This window comes from Ulvibacterium marinum, assembly GCF_003626755.1.
GTDB lineage: Bacteria > Bacteroidota > Bacteroidia > Flavobacteriales > Flavobacteriaceae > Ulvibacterium > Ulvibacterium marinum.
The window spans coordinates 706,724-724,102 of record NZ_RBCJ01000001.1 but is presented as its reverse complement, the minus strand read 5'-3'; the positions used below and the strand labels follow the sequence as shown (position 1 = coordinate 724,102).

15 protein-coding genes and 1 tRNA gene are annotated in these 17,379 nt (G+C 40.8%); 7 read left to right on the top strand and 9 right to left on the bottom strand.

Annotation, left to right across the window (positions count from 1 at the left end):
- Positions 1-8 precede the first annotated feature (8 nt).
- From D7Z94_RS03155 to D7Z94_RS03145, 3 genes are read right to left on the bottom strand one after another with little or no spacing between them, the layout of a single operon-like run.
- Complete coding sequence (locus tag D7Z94_RS03155; protein WP_120710043.1) at positions 9-344, bottom strand: DUF6527 family protein; 336 nt, start codon at positions 342-344, stop codon at positions 9-11.
- Positions 322-1,707 (bottom strand): HesA/MoeB/ThiF family protein, encoded by a 1,386-nt coding sequence (locus tag D7Z94_RS03150; protein ID WP_147415819.1) that lies wholly within the window; start codon positions 1,705-1,707, stop codon positions 322-324. The genes D7Z94_RS03155 and D7Z94_RS03150 overlap by 23 nt, the downstream gene beginning before the upstream one ends.
- Positions 1,708-1,712: 5 nt before the next feature.
- Positions 1,713-2,675, bottom strand: coding sequence for a multiubiquitin domain-containing protein (locus D7Z94_RS03145; RefSeq protein ID WP_120710041.1), 963 nt, complete (start codon positions 2,673-2,675; stop codon positions 1,713-1,715).
- A gap of 585 nt (positions 2,676-3,260) precedes the next feature.
- Here D7Z94_RS03145 and D7Z94_RS03140 point away from each other — a divergent pair.
- Positions 3,261-4,391: an ImmA/IrrE family metallo-endopeptidase gene (locus tag D7Z94_RS03140; protein WP_120710040.1), complete on the top strand. Its 1,131-nt coding sequence runs from the start codon at positions 3,261-3,263 to the stop codon at positions 4,389-4,391.
- Between the two features lie 88 nt (positions 4,392-4,479).
- Here the strand turns inward: D7Z94_RS03140 and D7Z94_RS03135 are convergent.
- Together D7Z94_RS03135 and mce are read right to left on the bottom strand one after the other, a co-directional pair.
- Positions 4,480-4,553, bottom strand: a tRNA-Ile gene (locus D7Z94_RS03135).
- A gap of 60 nt (positions 4,554-4,613) precedes the next feature.
- Positions 4,614-5,018 (bottom strand): methylmalonyl-CoA epimerase, encoded by a 405-nt coding sequence (gene mce, locus D7Z94_RS03130; RefSeq protein WP_120710853.1) that lies wholly within the window; start codon positions 5,016-5,018, stop codon positions 4,614-4,616.
- Positions 5,019-5,131: 113 nt separating this feature from the next.
- Between mce and rbfA the strand changes: the two genes are divergently transcribed.
- Together rbfA and D7Z94_RS03120 are read left to right on the top strand one after the other, a co-directional pair.
- A complete protein-coding gene (rbfA, locus tag D7Z94_RS03125; protein ID WP_120710039.1) occupies positions 5,132-5,524 on the top strand; it encodes a 30S ribosome-binding factor RbfA in 393 nt (130 codons plus the stop codon).
- 2 nt (positions 5,525-5,526) lie between these two features.
- Positions 5,527-6,732, top strand: coding sequence for an ABC transporter permease (locus tag D7Z94_RS03120; RefSeq protein WP_120710038.1), 1,206 nt, complete (start codon positions 5,527-5,529; stop codon positions 6,730-6,732).
- On the opposite strand, the gene dusB is transcribed toward D7Z94_RS03120, so the two are convergent.
- Both dusB and D7Z94_RS03110 read right to left on the bottom strand, forming a co-directional pair.
- On the bottom strand, positions 6,729-7,724 hold the full coding sequence (dusB, locus tag D7Z94_RS03115; RefSeq protein WP_120710037.1) for a tRNA dihydrouridine synthase DusB: 996 nt from the start codon (positions 7,722-7,724) through the stop codon (positions 6,729-6,731). The genes D7Z94_RS03120 and dusB overlap by 4 nt on opposite strands.
- A 57-nt stretch (positions 7,725-7,781) precedes the next feature.
- Complete coding sequence (locus D7Z94_RS03110; protein ID WP_120710036.1) at positions 7,782-10,193, bottom strand: outer membrane beta-barrel protein; 2,412 nt, start codon at positions 10,191-10,193, stop codon at positions 7,782-7,784.
- Between the two features lie 233 nt (positions 10,194-10,426).
- On the opposite strand from D7Z94_RS03110, the gene lepA reads away from it, so the two are divergent.
- The 3 genes from lepA to D7Z94_RS03095 all read left to right on the top strand — a co-directional run bounded on the left by lepA (position 10,427) and on the right by D7Z94_RS03095 (position 14,283).
- Positions 10,427-12,223 carry a translation elongation factor 4 gene (gene lepA, locus D7Z94_RS03105; RefSeq protein ID WP_120710035.1) on the top strand — a complete coding sequence of 599 codons (1,797 nt, stop codon included), beginning with the start codon at positions 10,427-10,429 and terminating at the stop codon, positions 12,221-12,223.
- A gap of 137 nt (positions 12,224-12,360) precedes the next feature.
- The gene (locus tag D7Z94_RS03100) at positions 12,361-12,594 is read left to right on the top strand and encodes a GTP-binding protein LepA (protein ID WP_120710034.1); all 234 of its coding nucleotides are present in this window, start codon (positions 12,361-12,363) and stop codon (positions 12,592-12,594) included.
- A gap of 45 nt (positions 12,595-12,639) precedes the next feature.
- Complete coding sequence (locus D7Z94_RS03095) at positions 12,640-14,283, top strand: apiosidase-like domain-containing protein (protein WP_120710033.1); 1,644 nt, start codon at positions 12,640-12,642, stop codon at positions 14,281-14,283.
- Here the strand turns inward: D7Z94_RS03095 and D7Z94_RS03090 are convergent.
- Positions 14,270-16,126 (bottom strand): cation:proton antiporter, encoded by a 1,857-nt coding sequence (locus D7Z94_RS03090; RefSeq protein WP_120710032.1) that lies wholly within the window; start codon positions 16,124-16,126, stop codon positions 14,270-14,272. The two genes, D7Z94_RS03095 and D7Z94_RS03090, sit on opposite strands and share 14 nt — an antisense overlap.
- A gap of 28 nt (positions 16,127-16,154) precedes the next feature.
- Positions 16,155-16,361 (bottom strand): hypothetical protein, encoded by a 207-nt coding sequence (locus D7Z94_RS03085; protein ID WP_120710031.1) that lies wholly within the window; start codon positions 16,359-16,361, stop codon positions 16,155-16,157.
- A 78-nt stretch (positions 16,362-16,439) separates the two neighbouring features.
- On the opposite strand from D7Z94_RS03085, the gene D7Z94_RS03080 reads away from it, so the two are divergent.
- On the top strand, positions 16,440-17,300 hold the full coding sequence (locus tag D7Z94_RS03080) for an MBL fold metallo-hydrolase (RefSeq protein ID WP_120710030.1): 861 nt from the start codon (positions 16,440-16,442) through the stop codon (positions 17,298-17,300).
- Positions 17,301-17,379 lie beyond the last annotated feature (79 nt).

Here is a 17,379-nt window from a genome sequence, read left to right as displayed (position 1 = left end):
GAAAAATTTTATGCCCAAACCACTTTCCCTTTACTCAACCAAAAATGACTTTTATAGTTTTTGGTTCTCCAAATAGAAGGAAAGACTGATGGCCTTCTTTTATCAATATTAACCTTCCAGCACGGCTTAGCATCATTCATCAGGTTCAGCATTATTTTGTCCCCGCAACCGCAGGGACATCTTAATAATGCATACCAATAGTCCTTCTCTCTTATATTTCCTTCCAGATAAAGGATTTTTTCAAGAGGTTCTTCCGGCAATTCAAAAACTATTTGCCATTTAAACCCATGCTCTTTTTTTCTAAAAAAGCCGAGTATCCTTCTAAACAGTTTCTTCACTAACATACAATTCCATTTGGGGTTCTAGATTACCAACCCCTATATCTCTTAATGCAGATTTCGACTTACTTTCCCTTACAACTTGTGTATTAATATCCCAGTCCGATAAGTTAATACATGTATTTGCAAACCTTGAATTATCCCTATATCTAAAGGGATGAAATCTAGCAAGCATTTCGTTCACGGCAAAAGCGGCAAAAGTCATATTGACACTTACTACAGCAGGGCTTTCCACGTCCAAGTTATCGAAATACGCCTTTCTTTTTTCGTATTCCTGCGGCGACATCCTTCTTAAAGATTCGGCAGTCAGTTGCTCCTGCGTAAAAACGCCTCTTTCCAAAAGAGTTTTTGAACCCGGATTTACATAGTGTATGTTTCCATTTATAGAATCAATCCCCCCTTCTCCATCCGCAACCAATTTCACGCCAACATCAATTAATGGCACTAAATAATATGTCGAAATAAGGTTTAAATAAAACCTTCCCTCAACGGAATCAACGCAACCAAAAATAATGTCGCAGCTTGCAAGAGTATCTATTGCTTCCCTGCTTTCTTGAATTAAGGTTGGAAAAATAATCACCTTTGTTCCCAATCCCATTCTTTCAATATGTTTTTTAATTGCTTCAATTTTAAGCCTTTTGGCTTCGGCATCAGCAGAAGTTGAACCTACAATTCTATTCAAGTTCTTGTGCTCAATCAAATCGGCATCTACTAGTACAATTGTGCCGACACCTAGCCTAACCAATTGTTCTATAACTGGGCTTCCTGTTCCTGAACATCCGACTACGCCTACCTTTAACCCTCTAAGAATTTTAGTTGTTTTTTCACCAAACGCCTGTTGGTTTCTGATAAACTCCTTGCCCACAGACTCAATCTGAAAACAGTTTGTAAAACTTCTAATACTATCACCTACCACTGTGATTTTTGGAATAGCTGCAAAGCTCATATCACTTTGAATTGTTCTACCCATCATAGAGCCGTCAGGGTACATCAAAATACTTGCATGCGGTAATTCCGAATCAGACCAACCATATACCGCCTCAAAAAAGGAGCTATCCGAAACATCATCCAACTCCGAAAAATCAGAATTAGTAATGAAATGGGAATGTACTTTTACGATTGCAAATCCCTTGTCTTTCGCTTTTTCCAACAAATGCTCAATATGCTCTGTTTTCCAACTTACATAGTCTACATTCCTTGAGCACTTTTCATATGGCATAAGAAAAACTTCATGGGCTAGTAACCAGTTATCACCTTCATGATTTAGTCGCCCGCATACTACAAATGCGAGAGCTTCCAAACCATCCCCGTTATGGAGATGGTTCTTCAACTCCTGGCACATCTTATCTGTAATTTTAAAATGCACCATGGCTATCAACGTTTATCAAATTCTGCTGTTAAACATCTTACCATTAAATCTACATGAGATTCAACATTATGTATGTCCGGGTTCCATTTGTTGGCTGGCATTCTATGCCTAGACCAACGCTGGTAACTCTTCCCTTCTATCGGTTGATAGGACAAAGCTCTTATTGTAGCTCCGTCCTTTCTTGATAGGGTAGGGTTAAAATACATCATGTCCAATCCTGCCGTCGGATAATGTGGAGGTATCAGTATTGCTAAATCTGCTACCTCTACATTATAGCCGTCAGGAATCTTGTAGTTTCTGAAGATTAACCATCTTAGGTTATGTTCTTGAATCAGGTCTACCTTATTTTCAACCGAATTCAAAAAAAGTACATCTTCATCGGGTAGCGCAAATTGGTTGTTAACAACAAAGCCCTCGGTACAATCCAAGGGTTCCGCAACAAACCTTTCTACTCCACATTCCGTAAGGTCAATTGTTTGGTCAGCTTCAACGATGACTTTACCTTTCTTGGTAAACATCCTTAATCTATGCGATTTTGAATCTTTACCAGCTAAAGCCAAAATTTCGGCACCAGTCAATTTTTCCTTTTCAACTTTGTATTTCTCCCTGTTTATTTTCAGGAGATATTGAAAAGTGATTATGGGCGTCGCGCCCTCGCAGTAGCAAATTTCTAAGTCTATCGTTTCTTGCTCATATGGCAGGATAATAAACTTTTCTATACCACATTCGGTAAGGTCTACTTTAATCAGCGGGCCAACTTCTATTTTACCCTTTTTGGTAACCATACGGATAAAATGGGTATCGGAACTTGTACCTGCTAACTCGTGCAAATCATTACCTGTTATTACTTGCTCTCTTGTTGAGTGTTCTTCCTTATTGATTTTAAAGGAATACTCATATGCTATTTCTGGCTTAACGCCACTACAATAACATTCATGTAAATCGACTTTTTGAACTTTATTTGTCATTTTACAACTGTTTTATTATTTAATCTTCTTTTTGCTACTAAATCGGTACCCCGTAATGCAAACCATACATTCCGCAAGTCAATTAAGAGGAGGGATAATCTGGTAGCAGTAGACTATCTTTTGTCCTAAAAAAAGCTAATGCAAAGCGACGTAAACAGTTTAAAGATTAATTAACAATCAGGCAGAAAAAGTAACAATTTGGTATTTTAAAGAAGAATTTATACCTTTGCAGTAACGAAATATCAAAGGTTTACTTGGGTTCGCAGCCCTTGTAAATTCAAATTTAAATCCAAAATCAGGTAGTTTTCTGCCTGATTTTTTTTGTTTTCAGACAACCTGAATTTGATTCAAAGATAATAAAAAATATTACATGCTAAAAAGAAGCATTACCTATTTGGTAAATTTGAAATTTTCAATTTACCAAATAAGTTAAAAATGCAAAATAATTTGCAAGTTTTACTTAAAAGGTTATATTTACATAATAACTCTTAACGGCCTAAAACACATATTTTTGATCTTTAAATACAATAGATTTTAATCTATTGTAAAGACGTGATTACATCGAAATACTCCAAGACAAGCTCTATGACTAATAAGACAATCTCTGATTTTCAAACCCCAGGTCAAGCTTTAAAATATTTATTAACTTCTTATGGGTGGACACAGGACGACCTTGCTCACATTTTAACTATCTCATTAAAACATACTAATGAAATAATTAAGGACAAGAAGCCCATATCAATAGATATAGCAAGGCTTTTGGAGAAGGTATCTGGATGGAAGGCATATGAATGGATAATGTTAGACACAGATTTTCAACTTTCTAAAAAAATTGAAGAAACTAAAGAGAAATTAGTTGAACGCCAAGTTGAAGTATACAAATATCTACCTATAAACGAGTTGTTGAAAAAAGGCTGGCTAAAGCCCTATGATGATATTAATGGCCTAAATAAACAATTGCATTCCTTTTGGAATATTCCGAAAAACAAACAATTAGATTTTTCGATTTTAGAATCTAATAATATAAATATAGAATACAGAAAATCTAATGCTTATAAAAACTCTACTAATGAAATAAATGCAAAGGCTTGGTATCAAATGGCCCTTAATCATTCAAAAAAGTTAAAAGTAGAATCATATAATGAGAAAGGTCTAAGAGAACTGATGTCTGAACTTCATACTTTTACTGTAATGAAAAAGGGGGTCAGCAAATTCTTGAATGAGTTAGGAAAGGTTGGGGTCAAATTTGTTTTTCTTTCCCACCTATCCAAAACTTATTTGGATGGAGCGGCTTTTTCTTCAGAAACCGGACCTGTGATTACCTTAACAGGAAGGTACGACAGAGTAGATAATTTCTGGTTCAATTTGGCTCACGAAGCTTTTCATGTACTACTACACTTGCCAAAAAAGGAAAATAGCAATATGGTCTTTATGGATGATTCAACAAGCGATATCGTTTCTAAAAAGGAGAAAGAAGCTAATGAAATGGCAGAAAAAGCCTTGTTACAAGACCAAATTCTTGAATTCTTTGAGGAGTATCTTGGGTATATAACGGAAGAAAAAGTTAGAGAATTTTCATTTTTACATAAAATTCACCCTTCAATTGTTGTTGGAATATTGGCGTTCAATGAAAAAGTATCATACTCAACCCTACACAGGTTTAAGGAATCTATAAGAGACAAAATCCCATCCAAATACAAGGCGGATAATAAGTAGCTCTCTGTAGTATGAACTTATCGCCCCCTAATTTGCCCCCTGTTCAAATAAAAACCCCTCTAAATCAGACACTTAGAAGGGTTTTCTGTGGTCCCACCTGGGCTCGAACCAGGGACCCCCTGATTATGAGTCAGGTGCTCTAACCAACTGAGCTATAGGACCCGCAAATTGCGGATGCAATATTACTACTTATTTTTAAGGGTTGCAAGGTATTTTTATCGGCTAACCCGGGATATCCTGGCATAATTCCACCAAAACTCCATTGGAGGTCTTGGGATGCAAAAATGCCACCAGTTTATTGTCCGCTCCCTTTTTTGGAGTTTCGTTCAAGACAATAAACCCCTCTTCCTTTAATCGCTTTATTTCAGAAACGATATCTTTTACCGCAAAGGCAATATGATGTATGCCCTCCCCCTTTTTCTCGATGAACCTGCTAATGGGACTGTTTTCGTTGGTTCCCTCCAGCAGTTCAATCTTATTGGGGCCCGATTCAAAAAAAGAGGTGCGAACTCCCTCCGAGGCCACTTCTTCCAGCTTATAGGCCGGTTTGCCAAAAAGTTTCTCGAAAAGTTGGTTGGAGTTGTCCAAATCCTTTACTGCTATACCAATATGCTCTATTTTGTCCATCATACTACAAATGCTTTTGTTAAATGATTGCTTTTCTCGTTCTAGAGGCCAAAATTATGGGTTCTAAAGGTACCAAATGATGAGGAAAGTCATAAAAGGCCTACTTTTGCATCATGGAATCACAGCGTCAGAAAAAAATTGCAGGAATCATTCAAAAGGACATTGCCGATATCCTACAACGTGCGGCCAAGGATGGTGGGTTGAGCGGCATCCTGATTTCGGTAACCAAGGTATCCGTCACCGCGGACCTTTCCATTGCCAAGGTATACTTGAGCATTTTTCCGAACGCGGATTCCGAGGAATTGCTAGAAGGAATCACATCCAATGAACCTTTGATCAAACATGAATTGGCCCAACGTACCCGACATCAATTACGGCGAATTCCGGAGTTGCAATTTTTCATTGACGACTCCCTGGATTACATCGAAAACATTGATAAATCCCTTAAGAGTGGCGAAAACCCCATAGAAAATAGGGACTTATTGGATAAGCGCAAAAAACTATAAGCTTGAACTTTCCGCTCTATATCGCTAAACGATACATACGTTCCAAAAGCAGCCAAAATGCGGTGAACATTATCAATTTCATTACTTTTTTTGTTATTGTAATCGGTTCGGCGGCCTTGTTTATAGTGCTTTCCGGTTTTGCCGGCTTAAAGACCTTTAGCCTTTCCTTTAGTGATACTTTTGATCCCGATCTAAAGGCGGTTCCCGCCTATGGAAAATTCTTTTCAATCTTACCCGAACAAGAAAGGGCCCTGGGAGAAATCAATGGGATTGTGGCTTTCTCAAAAGAGTTGGAAGAGCAGGTATTGTTGACCCATAAGGAAAAATTTACTACGGCCGCCGTTAAGGGAGTGGATTCCAATTACACCAAAGTAACGGACGTGGACAGTACAGTCTATTGGGGAGATTGGGCCCTTGACCAACAGCGGGGCGTGGCTGGAATGGGAATCGTAAATCTTTTGGGTGTCACCCCAAATCAGTTCAGGAACCCAATGGAAATCATTGCCTTTAAACCTGGAAAAGGGGGTATATCACAATCGAGACCTGAAAATTTGTACAATGCTCTACCTTTCTTCATTAGTGGCACTTATAGTATTGAGGAAAACTTGGACAATACATATGTATTTGCAGACCTATCTTTGGCCCAGGCACTTTTCGAAAAGGACAGCACACAAATTTCGGGTGTCAATTTTAAATTGGACCCAAATGCCGACGTTGCTGTTCTACGTAAGAAAATCACAGAGGTTTTGGGCAATGAGATCGTTGTAAAGAATCGTCAGGAACTCCATACCACTCTACACCGAATGCTAAATACGGAGAATTTGGCTACCTATCTCATCTTTACCTTGGTACTGATTATTGCACTTTTTAATGTAGTGGGGGCAATTATCATGATGATTTTGGACAAGCAACAAAATTCGAAGACCCTATTCAGTTTGGGGACCACCCTTAAGGAGCTCCGTAGCATCTATTTTGTACAAGGTGCCATCGTAACCGCGGCAGGTGGGTTTATCGGTGTGCTTTTTGGATCTTTATTGATCTGGTCCCAGCTCCTCTTTGGATGGCTGAAGATTACGCCATCGCTGGCATACCCCGTAGAATATAATATGATGAACGTATTGGTGGTTTTGGCCACCATAGTGGTCTTGGGAATAATTGCCTCCAAAATTGCAAGTAGCCGAATTACCAAAAAGCTTATCGCACCTTAGTGGGCAAACTCAAAATCGGAAAATTTTTCCAGTACTTCGTCAAATGCAGCAAAGACGTCAGCGGAATCATCACTGGTGACCATCTTCATGCGATATTCCTTAAAGTGAGGAATTCCCCTGAAATAATTGGTATAATGACGGCGGGTTTCAAAAACACCCAATTTCTCCCCTTTCCAGTCTATGGCCATCTGCAAATGGCGGCGGGCAGCGTCCACGCGCTCTTCCATAGTAGGTGGTAAGAGGTGTTTCCCCGTTTTAAAGTAGTGTTTTACTTCCTTGAAAAACCATGGATAGCCTATACTGGCACGCCCGATCATGGCTCCGTCCAAGCCAAATTCATCCCGCATACGTACCGCGGCCTCAGGAGAATCCACATCCCCGTTGCCAAATACAGGAATGTGCATTCGGGGATTGTTCTTCACTTCGGCTATAGGTCGCCAATCCGCCGCACCTTTATACATTTGTGCCCTGGTGCGCCCATGAATGGCAATGGCTTGGCAGCCCACATCCTGCAAGCGTTCCGCGACTTCTACTATTTTAATGGAATCATGGTCCCAGCCCAGACGGGTCTTTACGGTAACGGGAAGTTTAGTGTGCTGTACCATAGCCTTGGTAAGGGAGACCATTTTGTCAATATCCTTAAGAATGCCTGCTCCAGCACCTTTGCAAACCACTTTCTTTACCGGGCATCCAAAATTGATGTCGATAATATCCGGATTTGACTTTTCTACAATCTCAACGGATCTTAGCATGGAATCCATATTGGCACCAAAAATCTGGATGCCTACGGGGCGTTCCTTCTCGTAAATATCCAACTTCATGACACTTTTGGCGGCATCACGGATCAAGCCCTCGGAGGAAATGAATTCGGTATACACCACATCGGCCCCCTGCTCCTTGCACAGCGCACGAAAGGGCGGGTCACTTACATCCTCCATGGGAGCAAGCAACAAGGGAAAGTCCGGCAATTGTATGTCTCCTATTTTAGGCAAATCCTTTTAGTATTAGACGTGCAAAAATACGAAATACCAAGAATACTACATCCCTACCTACTTTGGAGTCAATCGATCTCGTTCCATTTTATCAATTTCACGTTGGTTGTCTTCCAACCTAAAATTCCCGAAATTAATCGTAAGTCCTAAACGGACGTACTGCGTCTCGGGCCTAGCAAAATAACTGTTGTCCTGATTAAGGTACCTTGAGGTAATTCTACTGTTGAACTTGTTTAAAATATCATTGAACTGTAGACTCAACAACATTCTTTTTTCCCAAAACGATTTTCTAAGCCCCAAGGTAAGGTTGGTACTTTCGTCCTGTACATAGGACCCTTGTAGAAATCCGGATAAATAAGTAAACCCCAACTCTCCTTTAAACGTTCCATCCCTGGAAAGGGTAAGATAGTTGGTAAGGTCTATATAAACCCCATCAACTTCATTCACGGCTATTTGATTGTCGCTTTCCAGGGCTACAAAGGTTTCATCCTCATGAAAAATGGAAATATAGCTGTACAAATACCACCAATCCAATATGGATTTGCCATAGTTAAAATCAAATCCGTAGGAAGTACTTTCCAATACATTTTGGGTGATATCCCTTAGAATCAGGTTTTCATTATCCTGAAAGGCCAAGGTAGAGATGTAGCGTCCATTATCCCTATAATAGACATCAAAGAAAAATTCGCCCTTAAGCGTGTAGTTTATATTGAAGTTATTGCTGAAACTGGGTACCAGTTCCGGGTTTCCTTCAATAAAATTGTTTTCGTTGATAAAGTATCTAAAAGGATTCAAATCCTCATATCTTGGTCGGTTTACCTTTCGCGAGTAATCAAAGGCAAAACTGTGATTTTCATTCGCCGTGTACAGGACATACAGTGAAGGGAAAAGCTCAAAGTACTCCAAATTGTTGATTTCGGAGAGGGTACGGGAAAAACCGGAACTCTGGGTATGTTCTGCACGCAATCCGGATTTTACACTCCATTTTTCCCAATCCTTGGACAAGTCCAAGTAGGCGGCATATACGTTTTCATCATAGAGGTAATCATCGGATAGTCCGGGGTTAGGTATAGGAACGTCGTTGTCTATATCAAAGTATTCCTGCCCGCTTTGGGAGTCGATAAACGATCCTTTTATGCCCGTCTCCAGATTAACGGTACCCAAAGTAGAGGTAAGATCCGCTTGGGCGGTATAAATCTTTACAGTCTGTTCCGCATCGGTAAAGAAAGAAAACCTTCGCATAAACTGCCCTTGGGGATCAAAATAGTCCGACTGCGCATCTTGGGTCCTGTCCAAACTAAACCGGGTATAATGACCATTCAGTTTAAAATTTCCATAGTTTTTAAAGTTATGGGTGTAGGTCAAATCCCCCGAAAAATTGTCCTGGTTCTCCAACAAATCACTTTGGGTCGTGAAAGTCGAATCCAAAACCTGAGCAGCGCTCCGAATTTCAGTACGTTGAAAATTATCAAAGCTCTTATCCGGGGATTTTAGAAAAGACCCGGCAAAGCTTATCTCGTTCCGGGAATCAAAGTTATAGTCCACATTTAGAAGTGCGTTGTGTGTGGTAACCTCAGAGATCCGGTCAAAATTCGTGTCCCATCTGGAAAAAATACCATCAGAATCAATAAAATTAATCTGATTTTCCAACCCTTTGAAGTCTTTTCTGGGGCCTAGGGAATATGAGGTAAAAACGTTCAGTTTTTCCGTCTTATAAAAATGGGATGTGCCCAAAGTATATTTAGGGAAAACTGCTTGTGTATAACTGCCATTGACATTCCCCTTATAGCCCAAGGATATGTTTTTACTGGTCACAATATTAATGACCGGCCCACCCTCCGCATCATATCTTGCAGGAGGGTTATTGATGATTTCAACAGATTTTATATACTGTCCCGGATAATTCTCCAACAAATCCTTAAGTTCATCGGTAGCCAAACGAGACCTTCGGTCATTGATATACACTACGGCCTGCTGATTGCGGACCTGGAGCTCCTCTTGTACCGTAATAACGCCTGGAGTCCGTTGTAGGACTTCCCAGGAGCTCCCCTGGGATACCACAGTGTTCTCAACATTAAAAACCAAACGATCCGCCTTGCGTTCGATTACCGGTTGTTTGGAAGTAACGACTACTTCCTGCAAAACTTCAACATTTTGATCAATAATCAGCGCCCCAATTTTAACGTCCTTCAGAACATCGATTCCTATGGCCCTGGAGGCGTTTCCGATATAACTTGCCTTTAGAAGATACGTCCCGGGAGATACCTTGTTTAAGACAAATTGGCCTTTCTCATCTGCGGAAGTTCCTTTCAAAAGGGTAGAATCCGAAGGCTGTAAAAGAAAAACATTGGCGTAGGAAACCATTTGGCCATTCCCGTCCCTGACCGTTCCGGAAACGGAATATACCTGTGCTATTAACGCAATAGGGCACAACAGAAACAATATCAGAAGAAGGGATACACGTCTCACTTAAAGTTTGGGTTGAATATCAAATCTACTAAAATATTGTACTCTACTTCACAAAAAACACAATCTTTTGTACCCTTTGTAACTGGTATACAGCCTCTTTAATTAATACATAGGGCATGGATTAAGCTGTATAAATTAAGCTATATTTGCATCTGCTTTGGGCTTGTTTTACCCATGGATGAAAAAAGAAAAAGTATCTCTAAAATTCCCCGATTGCTTAGGGGCCCTCTTAAATGAAGCACATTAGAAACTTCTGTATCATTGCGCATATAGACCATGGCAAAAGCACTTTGGCGGATAGGTTATTGGATTTTACAGGGTCCGTAACCGAGCGCGAAAAAAAGGAGCAATTGCTGGATAATATGGATTTGGAGCGCGAACGTGGCATTACCATTAAAAGCCATGCCATTCAGATGGAATATACGTACGAAGGCGAAAACTACATTCTAAATTTGATAGACACCCCTGGCCATGTTGATTTTTCCTATGAAGTTTCTCGATCTATTGCGGCCTGTGAAGGTGCATTGTTGGTCGTGGATGCTGCTCAAAGTATCCAAGCCCAGACCATTAGCAATTTGTATTTGGCATTGGAGAACGACCTCGAAATTATTCCGGTTTTGAACAAGGTGGATCTTCCGAGCGCCAATCCGGAGGAAGTAACCGATGATATCGTAGACTTATTGGGTTGCAAGCCCGAAGAAGTGATTCCGGCAAGTGCCAAGACCGGAATTGGAATACGTGACATACTGGATGCGGTAATTGAACGTGTTCCGGCTCCGGAAGGTAATCCAAACGAACCCTTGCAAGCTTTGGTCTTTGATTCGGTCTACAATCCTTTCCGAGGGGTAGAGACCTATTTTAGGATTATAAATGGTGAAATAAAAAAGGGACAAAAAATAAAGTTTGTTGCCACGGATAAGGATTATTTTGCCGACGAGATAGGAACTTTAAAGTTGACCCAACACCCGAAAACAATCATAAAAACAGGCGATGTGGGCTATTTGATTACAGGTATTAAGGATGCCCGTGAGGTAAAAGTAGGCGATACCATTACGGATGCCGTTAACCCGACCCAAAATGCAATTGCAGGCTTTGAAGACGTAAAACCTATGGTCTTTGCGGGAATCTATCCCGTGGACACCGAGGACTTTGAGGAATTGCGCTCTTCCATGGAGAAATTGCAATTGAACGATGCCTCCCTGGTCTTTGCCCCTGAGAGCAGTGCTGCCTTGGGATTTGGTTTTCGTTGCGGATTCTTGGGCATGCTCCATATGGAAATCATCCAAGAACGTTTGGAACGTGAGTTTGATATGACGGTCATTACCACTGTGCCGAACGTAAGCTACCACGCTTTTACGACAAAGGACAGGGAAACCCCCATTATCGTGAACAACCCTTCAGATTTGCCAGATCCCTCCACGGTAGATCGAGTAGAGGAACCTTACATTAAGGCGACCATAATAACAAAGTCCGATTTTGTGGGCAACGTTATGAGCCTCTGTATAGAAAAACGGGGGCAAATTACCAATCAGACCTATTTGACCACCGAACGTGTTGAGTTAACCTTTGATATGCCTTTGGCCGAAATTGTGTTCGATTTTTACGATCGCCTAAAAACTGTTTCCAAAGGATATGCTTCATTCGACTACGCGCCTATAGGCATGCGGGTCTCCAAATTGGTACGTGTGGATATTCTATTGAACGCCCAACCCGTTGATGCCCTATCTGCATTGATTCATTTTGACAATGCACAGCACATTGGAAAAAAAATGTGCGAAAAACTAAAGGAACTTATCCCAAGACAACAATTCGATATTCCTATACAGGCAGCCATAGGATCCAAAATTATCTCACGTGAAACCGTAAAGGCGCTGCGAAAGGATGTTACCGCCAAATGTTATGGCGGTGATATTTCACGTAAGCGAAAACTGTTGGAAAAACAGAAAAAAGGGAAAAAGCGCATGCGGCAGGTGGGCAATGTGGAAATTCCCCAGCAAGCGTTTATGGCCGTGCTAAAACTGAACGATTAACCAATTATGTTTAACTTCAGGTTTCTTAATCATACAACAACTTAAGTGTTTTTGTCAACATTTAACATTGTGCTTCGCAATTTTTGCTTTGAATCCCTGTTTTTAATAAACAAAATTTAAATTCATGTTCCCCAATCATGACTACCTATATCGCACAGTTTACAGCAAAGCATCGCCTTATTCAAATAGAGCAGAATTCTATATTTACCTGGCGTCAGGAAGGTGGTGAAATAGACGAATCCTTATTGGAGGACAAGATAAAACGGGAATCCTCTATACATTTCTATAGGATGGTATCCGGGGGTAGTTACGAAATAGCTGCTGAGGATATCTCGATTACCACTTGGAAAGTTCAGCCTTTCTCCGGATAAAAGTGACTCTCTTTTTTCATAACTTCATATCGAAAAATCATTGGTATGAAACTCCCGATAGTACTTGTTTTCCAAATGCTCCTCGCTATTACCTTAAATGCCCAGGAGGCGCAAAAACCAGTCCAGCAGTGGACTACACATGAAATCACCTTAACTTCGGAGGCGAGCTATACAAACCCGTATACGGAAGTAGAAGTATGGGGTGTTTTTACCAACCAAAATAATGACTCCCTTAAAAGGCCAGCTTTTTGGAATGGGGGCAACACTTGGAAAATACGGTTCTCCCCACCCGATACAGATGTCGTTTGGCAGTGGAAATCATATACCTCCGACCAAATGGACAAGGGCCTGCATGGTAAAACGGGAAGCTTCGTTTCGGTTCCCTATACCGGTGAGAACGGACTTTTGGAAAATGGGCTTCTCAAAATGTCCAAGGGTTATCGTAATGTTGTTCACCAATCCGGAAAATCATTTTTAGTAGTGGCCGATACACCTTGGGGCATTCCTTTTAGGGCTACCAAAGAGCAGGTAGAGATCTTTGCCAAGGATAGACAGAAAAAGGGCTTCAATACAGCCCTTATGATGACGCTTCAACCCGACATGAAGGCCGAAGGACCGGACGAGCGCAACACAGATCAAGGTTTTAAACGTGCGTTCCAGGATTTGTCGGAAGGCCATATCAATCAAATGAATCCGGATTATTTTCAATATTATGATAGTCTTATAGAAGTGCTTCTAGACCATGAAATAGTTCCCGTCCATCAGCCTGTTTTTCATGGCTTCGGCTGGAAGGGAAAACAGGTTTTAGGCACAAAAATAAATCCAGAGGAGTATGTACGCTATGTAAAATATTTATTGGCCCGCTATGGAAGTTATCCGGCCTTTTGGCTGATTGCCGGAGATCATGATGCCAACGATCCCGGAGTAAAGGAAAGTGGGGAAATGCTTCAGCTTTGGGATTGCTACCAACAACCTACCGGTCTGCATTACAACCCATGTGATGATTACGTTGCCACATGGGCCAAAAATGACCCGGATAAGCATTGCATGCATTACAACAAGAGCCATCAAGCGGAAGAGTGGCTTGATTTTCAATGGGCCCAAACCGGACACAACGATAAACATCTTTACCACAAAGTGGAACGCATGTACCAAAACCTACCCACCAAGGCAGTGGCCAATGGGGAACCTACCTATGAGGGTATGAATGCAGGGCAAAACGGGCTCGGCTGGTGGCAAGGCGAAGAGGCCTGGATGCAGCTTATGCATGGGGGTACCATGGGCGTGGTTTATGGGGCGGCCAGTCTTTGGCAGTGGAAAGTTACCCCTAACGAGAAAGGCTGGGAAGCTTGGACGGACCAACCTTTATCCTGGGAAGGGGCACTGAAACTAAAAGGTTCGGAATATGTCGGCTTGGTTGGAAAAATACTTCATGGGCTTGATATGACCGATATCCAAAAAAGATGGGATTTGGCAAACGGTAAACCTTTATTGGCCAAGGAGGGTCGGTTGTATATTTCTTATTTGAACGAGGGAGGGGAAATTCAAATTTCGAATATTCCCAATACCTTGAATTATAGATGGGTAAATCCTAAAACGGGAACTACAAAACTATTTGGCAAGGCTGCTAAGGCAACGTTCAAAGCACCTAGCAAAAACCCTTGGGTGCTTATCATTACTGAGAACTGACCGCAACAACACTTGGTTCAGCATCAAACTTTTTACCCAGATAAGCCAATTTATATCCCTTTTTTACGTCGTTGAATTCTTCCTTGCTATAGGATGATATAATTCGAAGATTGCCATCCGGTGTCTTTAAAAAAATAGGAACAATATGCTTATCCGCCTTTGTAATCTCTATAAGACCTTCATAATGCCCCTGGTCTTTGAGATCTATTTCTTGGATCGCCGGATATTCCCTAGCTGTTTCCATGAGTTTAATGAAATCATCCGTGTGCGAAAAAAGTCCTTCCTTGGGACTGCTTTCGGGGTCGTTCATCTCGTCGGTATTTACCAGACGAAATGATCCATTTTCACCAAACTGTTTTTTAAACTTCTCAATGGCATATTTATTAATATCGGAATTTCCAGTCAAAGCCATTAAATAACCCACATCGTTCAACTCAATGTTATCCGTAAGCGTATCCGAAAAAATATCGGCAACCATAGCTTCGAGACCCGATTTTTTAGCCTTTTCTATATTAGTCTGGTTATTATCTATAAGCACCACATGCCTATTGTTCTTTTGTAGGTAGTTGGCAATGAGTCTGGAGAACTTAGATGATCCGATGATAAGGATGCCCTCTGATTTCAGAAGAAAAACACCGGCCAGTTTGGCAAAAAGTCGCGCAGTGGTAGCATTGAGCAATACCGTTCCCAAAACAATCATAAACACTAAAGGTGTAATATATTCCGCTCCGGGTTCTCCACGAAAAATTAGTTTAGATCCAAAAAGGGAAGCGATACCGGCCGCTACGATACCGCGTGGTCCTACCCAACCGATAAACATCTTCTCATTTAACCGCAAATTGGATCCCAAAGTGCTCAAATAAACACCTAAAGGTCTTATGACAAAAACGATAATCAAGAAAAGGGCTGCCGTTTTCCAGTTGTAGATCAGCTCCATGTCGGAGATATTAATGTTCGCGGCCAAAAGAATAAAGAGAATGGATATTAAAAGAACGCTCAAAGACTCCTTAAAATAAAGCAGTTCCTTTAAATTGGGAAGATCCATGTTTCCCATGACCATTCCCATGACCACTACGGCCAAAAGTCCGGATTCATGTGCAAAAATGTCCGATTCAACAAAAACCAATAGCACCACGGACAAAGAGACCACGTTGAGTAAATAATGGGGTATGAAATTCTTTTTAATGGCAAAGGCAAGGCCATGGGCAAAAGTAAATCCAAAGGTAAACCCGAAAAGAAGAATCTTACCAAACTCCACCAACGCGGTTTTGGTAAATGCCTGTCCTTCGCCTACACTTATAAACTCGAACACCAAAACGGCTACCAAGGCCCCAATTGGGTCTATTAGAATACCTTCCCACTTTAGAATGGCAGATAAATCCTTTTTTAATGGAATATTCCTTAAAATTGGTGTAATAACCGTTGGTCCCGTAACAATGATCAATGAAGAGAACAAAAATGAAATTTGCCAACTTAGGTCAAAAATGTAATGCGCTGCCAGTCCCGCACCAAAAAAGGTAACCGTAGAACCTAACGTAATCAATTTTGTGATTACCGGACCTACATTCCTAATCTCGGAACGTTTCAAGGTCAGCCCCCCTTCAAAAAGGATAATGCTTATGGCCAATGAAACAAAATAATACAACCCCTCACCTGGGAAAAGTCCATTTTTCCCATTCCAAATCGGTTCTATGAGCTTACTGCCGTCTTCCGTAAACAAGGTAGCGATGGGCCCCACTAAAAGACCTATAAGAATCAAGGGAAGAATAGCTGGCAATTTTAAACGCCAAGCTACCCATTGGGCAATGATTCCTAGTATAATAATCCCTGCAAGTTCTAGCATTCAAACGGTTTTGGGCTAAAATACTAATTTATACGGCAGGAAATCCATAAACTTTAGGGTCCAAAGTAGAATCCCTTGTCCCCTCATTGGCCTTTCCAAAAGATGGAAATAAAGTATTCTCCTTAAACATCTGGTCCGGTAAAAGTCTGTTATCCCGGGATGCCAAATCCTTAATGGGTATTTGTAGCATCCTATTATGCCGAAGTTTTCTATTTTTGGCATCACAAAACCTCATACAGGTACATTTAAATACAAAACGTGGATTCCATCCTAAAAAGAAGGTTAGGCAAAATGGTCTGGAAAATTTAGTTTAATGAGAATTTACCCCATAGAAACGGGAAACTTTAAATTGGATGGTGGCGCCATGTTCGGGGTTGTACCAAAATCACTTTGGAACAGGACCAACCCTGCTGACGGCAATAACATGATCGATATTGCAGCGCGAAGTCTCTTGATCGAAGATCATAATCAATTGACTTTGATAGACACTGGTATGGGCAATAAGCAATCCGATAAATTTTTTAGCTACTATTATCGTTGGGGCGACCATAGCCTTGACAAATCCCTAAAAAAGCTAGGGTTTCATAGAGATGACATTACCGATGTTTTTTTGACCCATCTTCATTTTGACCATTGTGGCGGGTGTATTCAATGGAACAAGGACCGTACAGGCTATGAGCCATCCTTTAAAAATGCAGTCTATTGGACCAATAAAAGGCATTGGGAATGGGCTATAAAACCTAACGATAGGGAAAAGGCCTCTTTTCTAAAAGAAAACCTTTTGCCTATGGAAGAAAGTGGTCAGTTGCAATTTGTCCGGCATGATAAAAGTAAATTCACGTCTCGATCAGAGTTTGGTTTCGGCATCCTTTTTGTGGATGGGCATACGGAAAAACAGATGATTCCACATATTAAGTACAAGGATAAAATTTTGATTTTTACAGCGGACCTTATTCCCACGGTAGGCCATATCCCCTTACCCTATGTCATGGGTTATGACACTAGGCCTTTGTTGACATTAAAGGAAAAGAAAAGCGTGTTGGAAACGGCCGCGGAAATGGGCTATTATTTGTTCTTTGAACATGATGCACATAATGAAATTTGTACCTTGCGCTCCACGGAAAAGGGAATTCGGTTGGATAAGATATATAGGTTTGATGAAGTTTTTGATTAAGCTTGTTTTTTGATTTTACGCTTTATCAATTTCAAAGGGGCTATTTTTTTATGTGGTAACATCAAGTTAAAAACAAAGA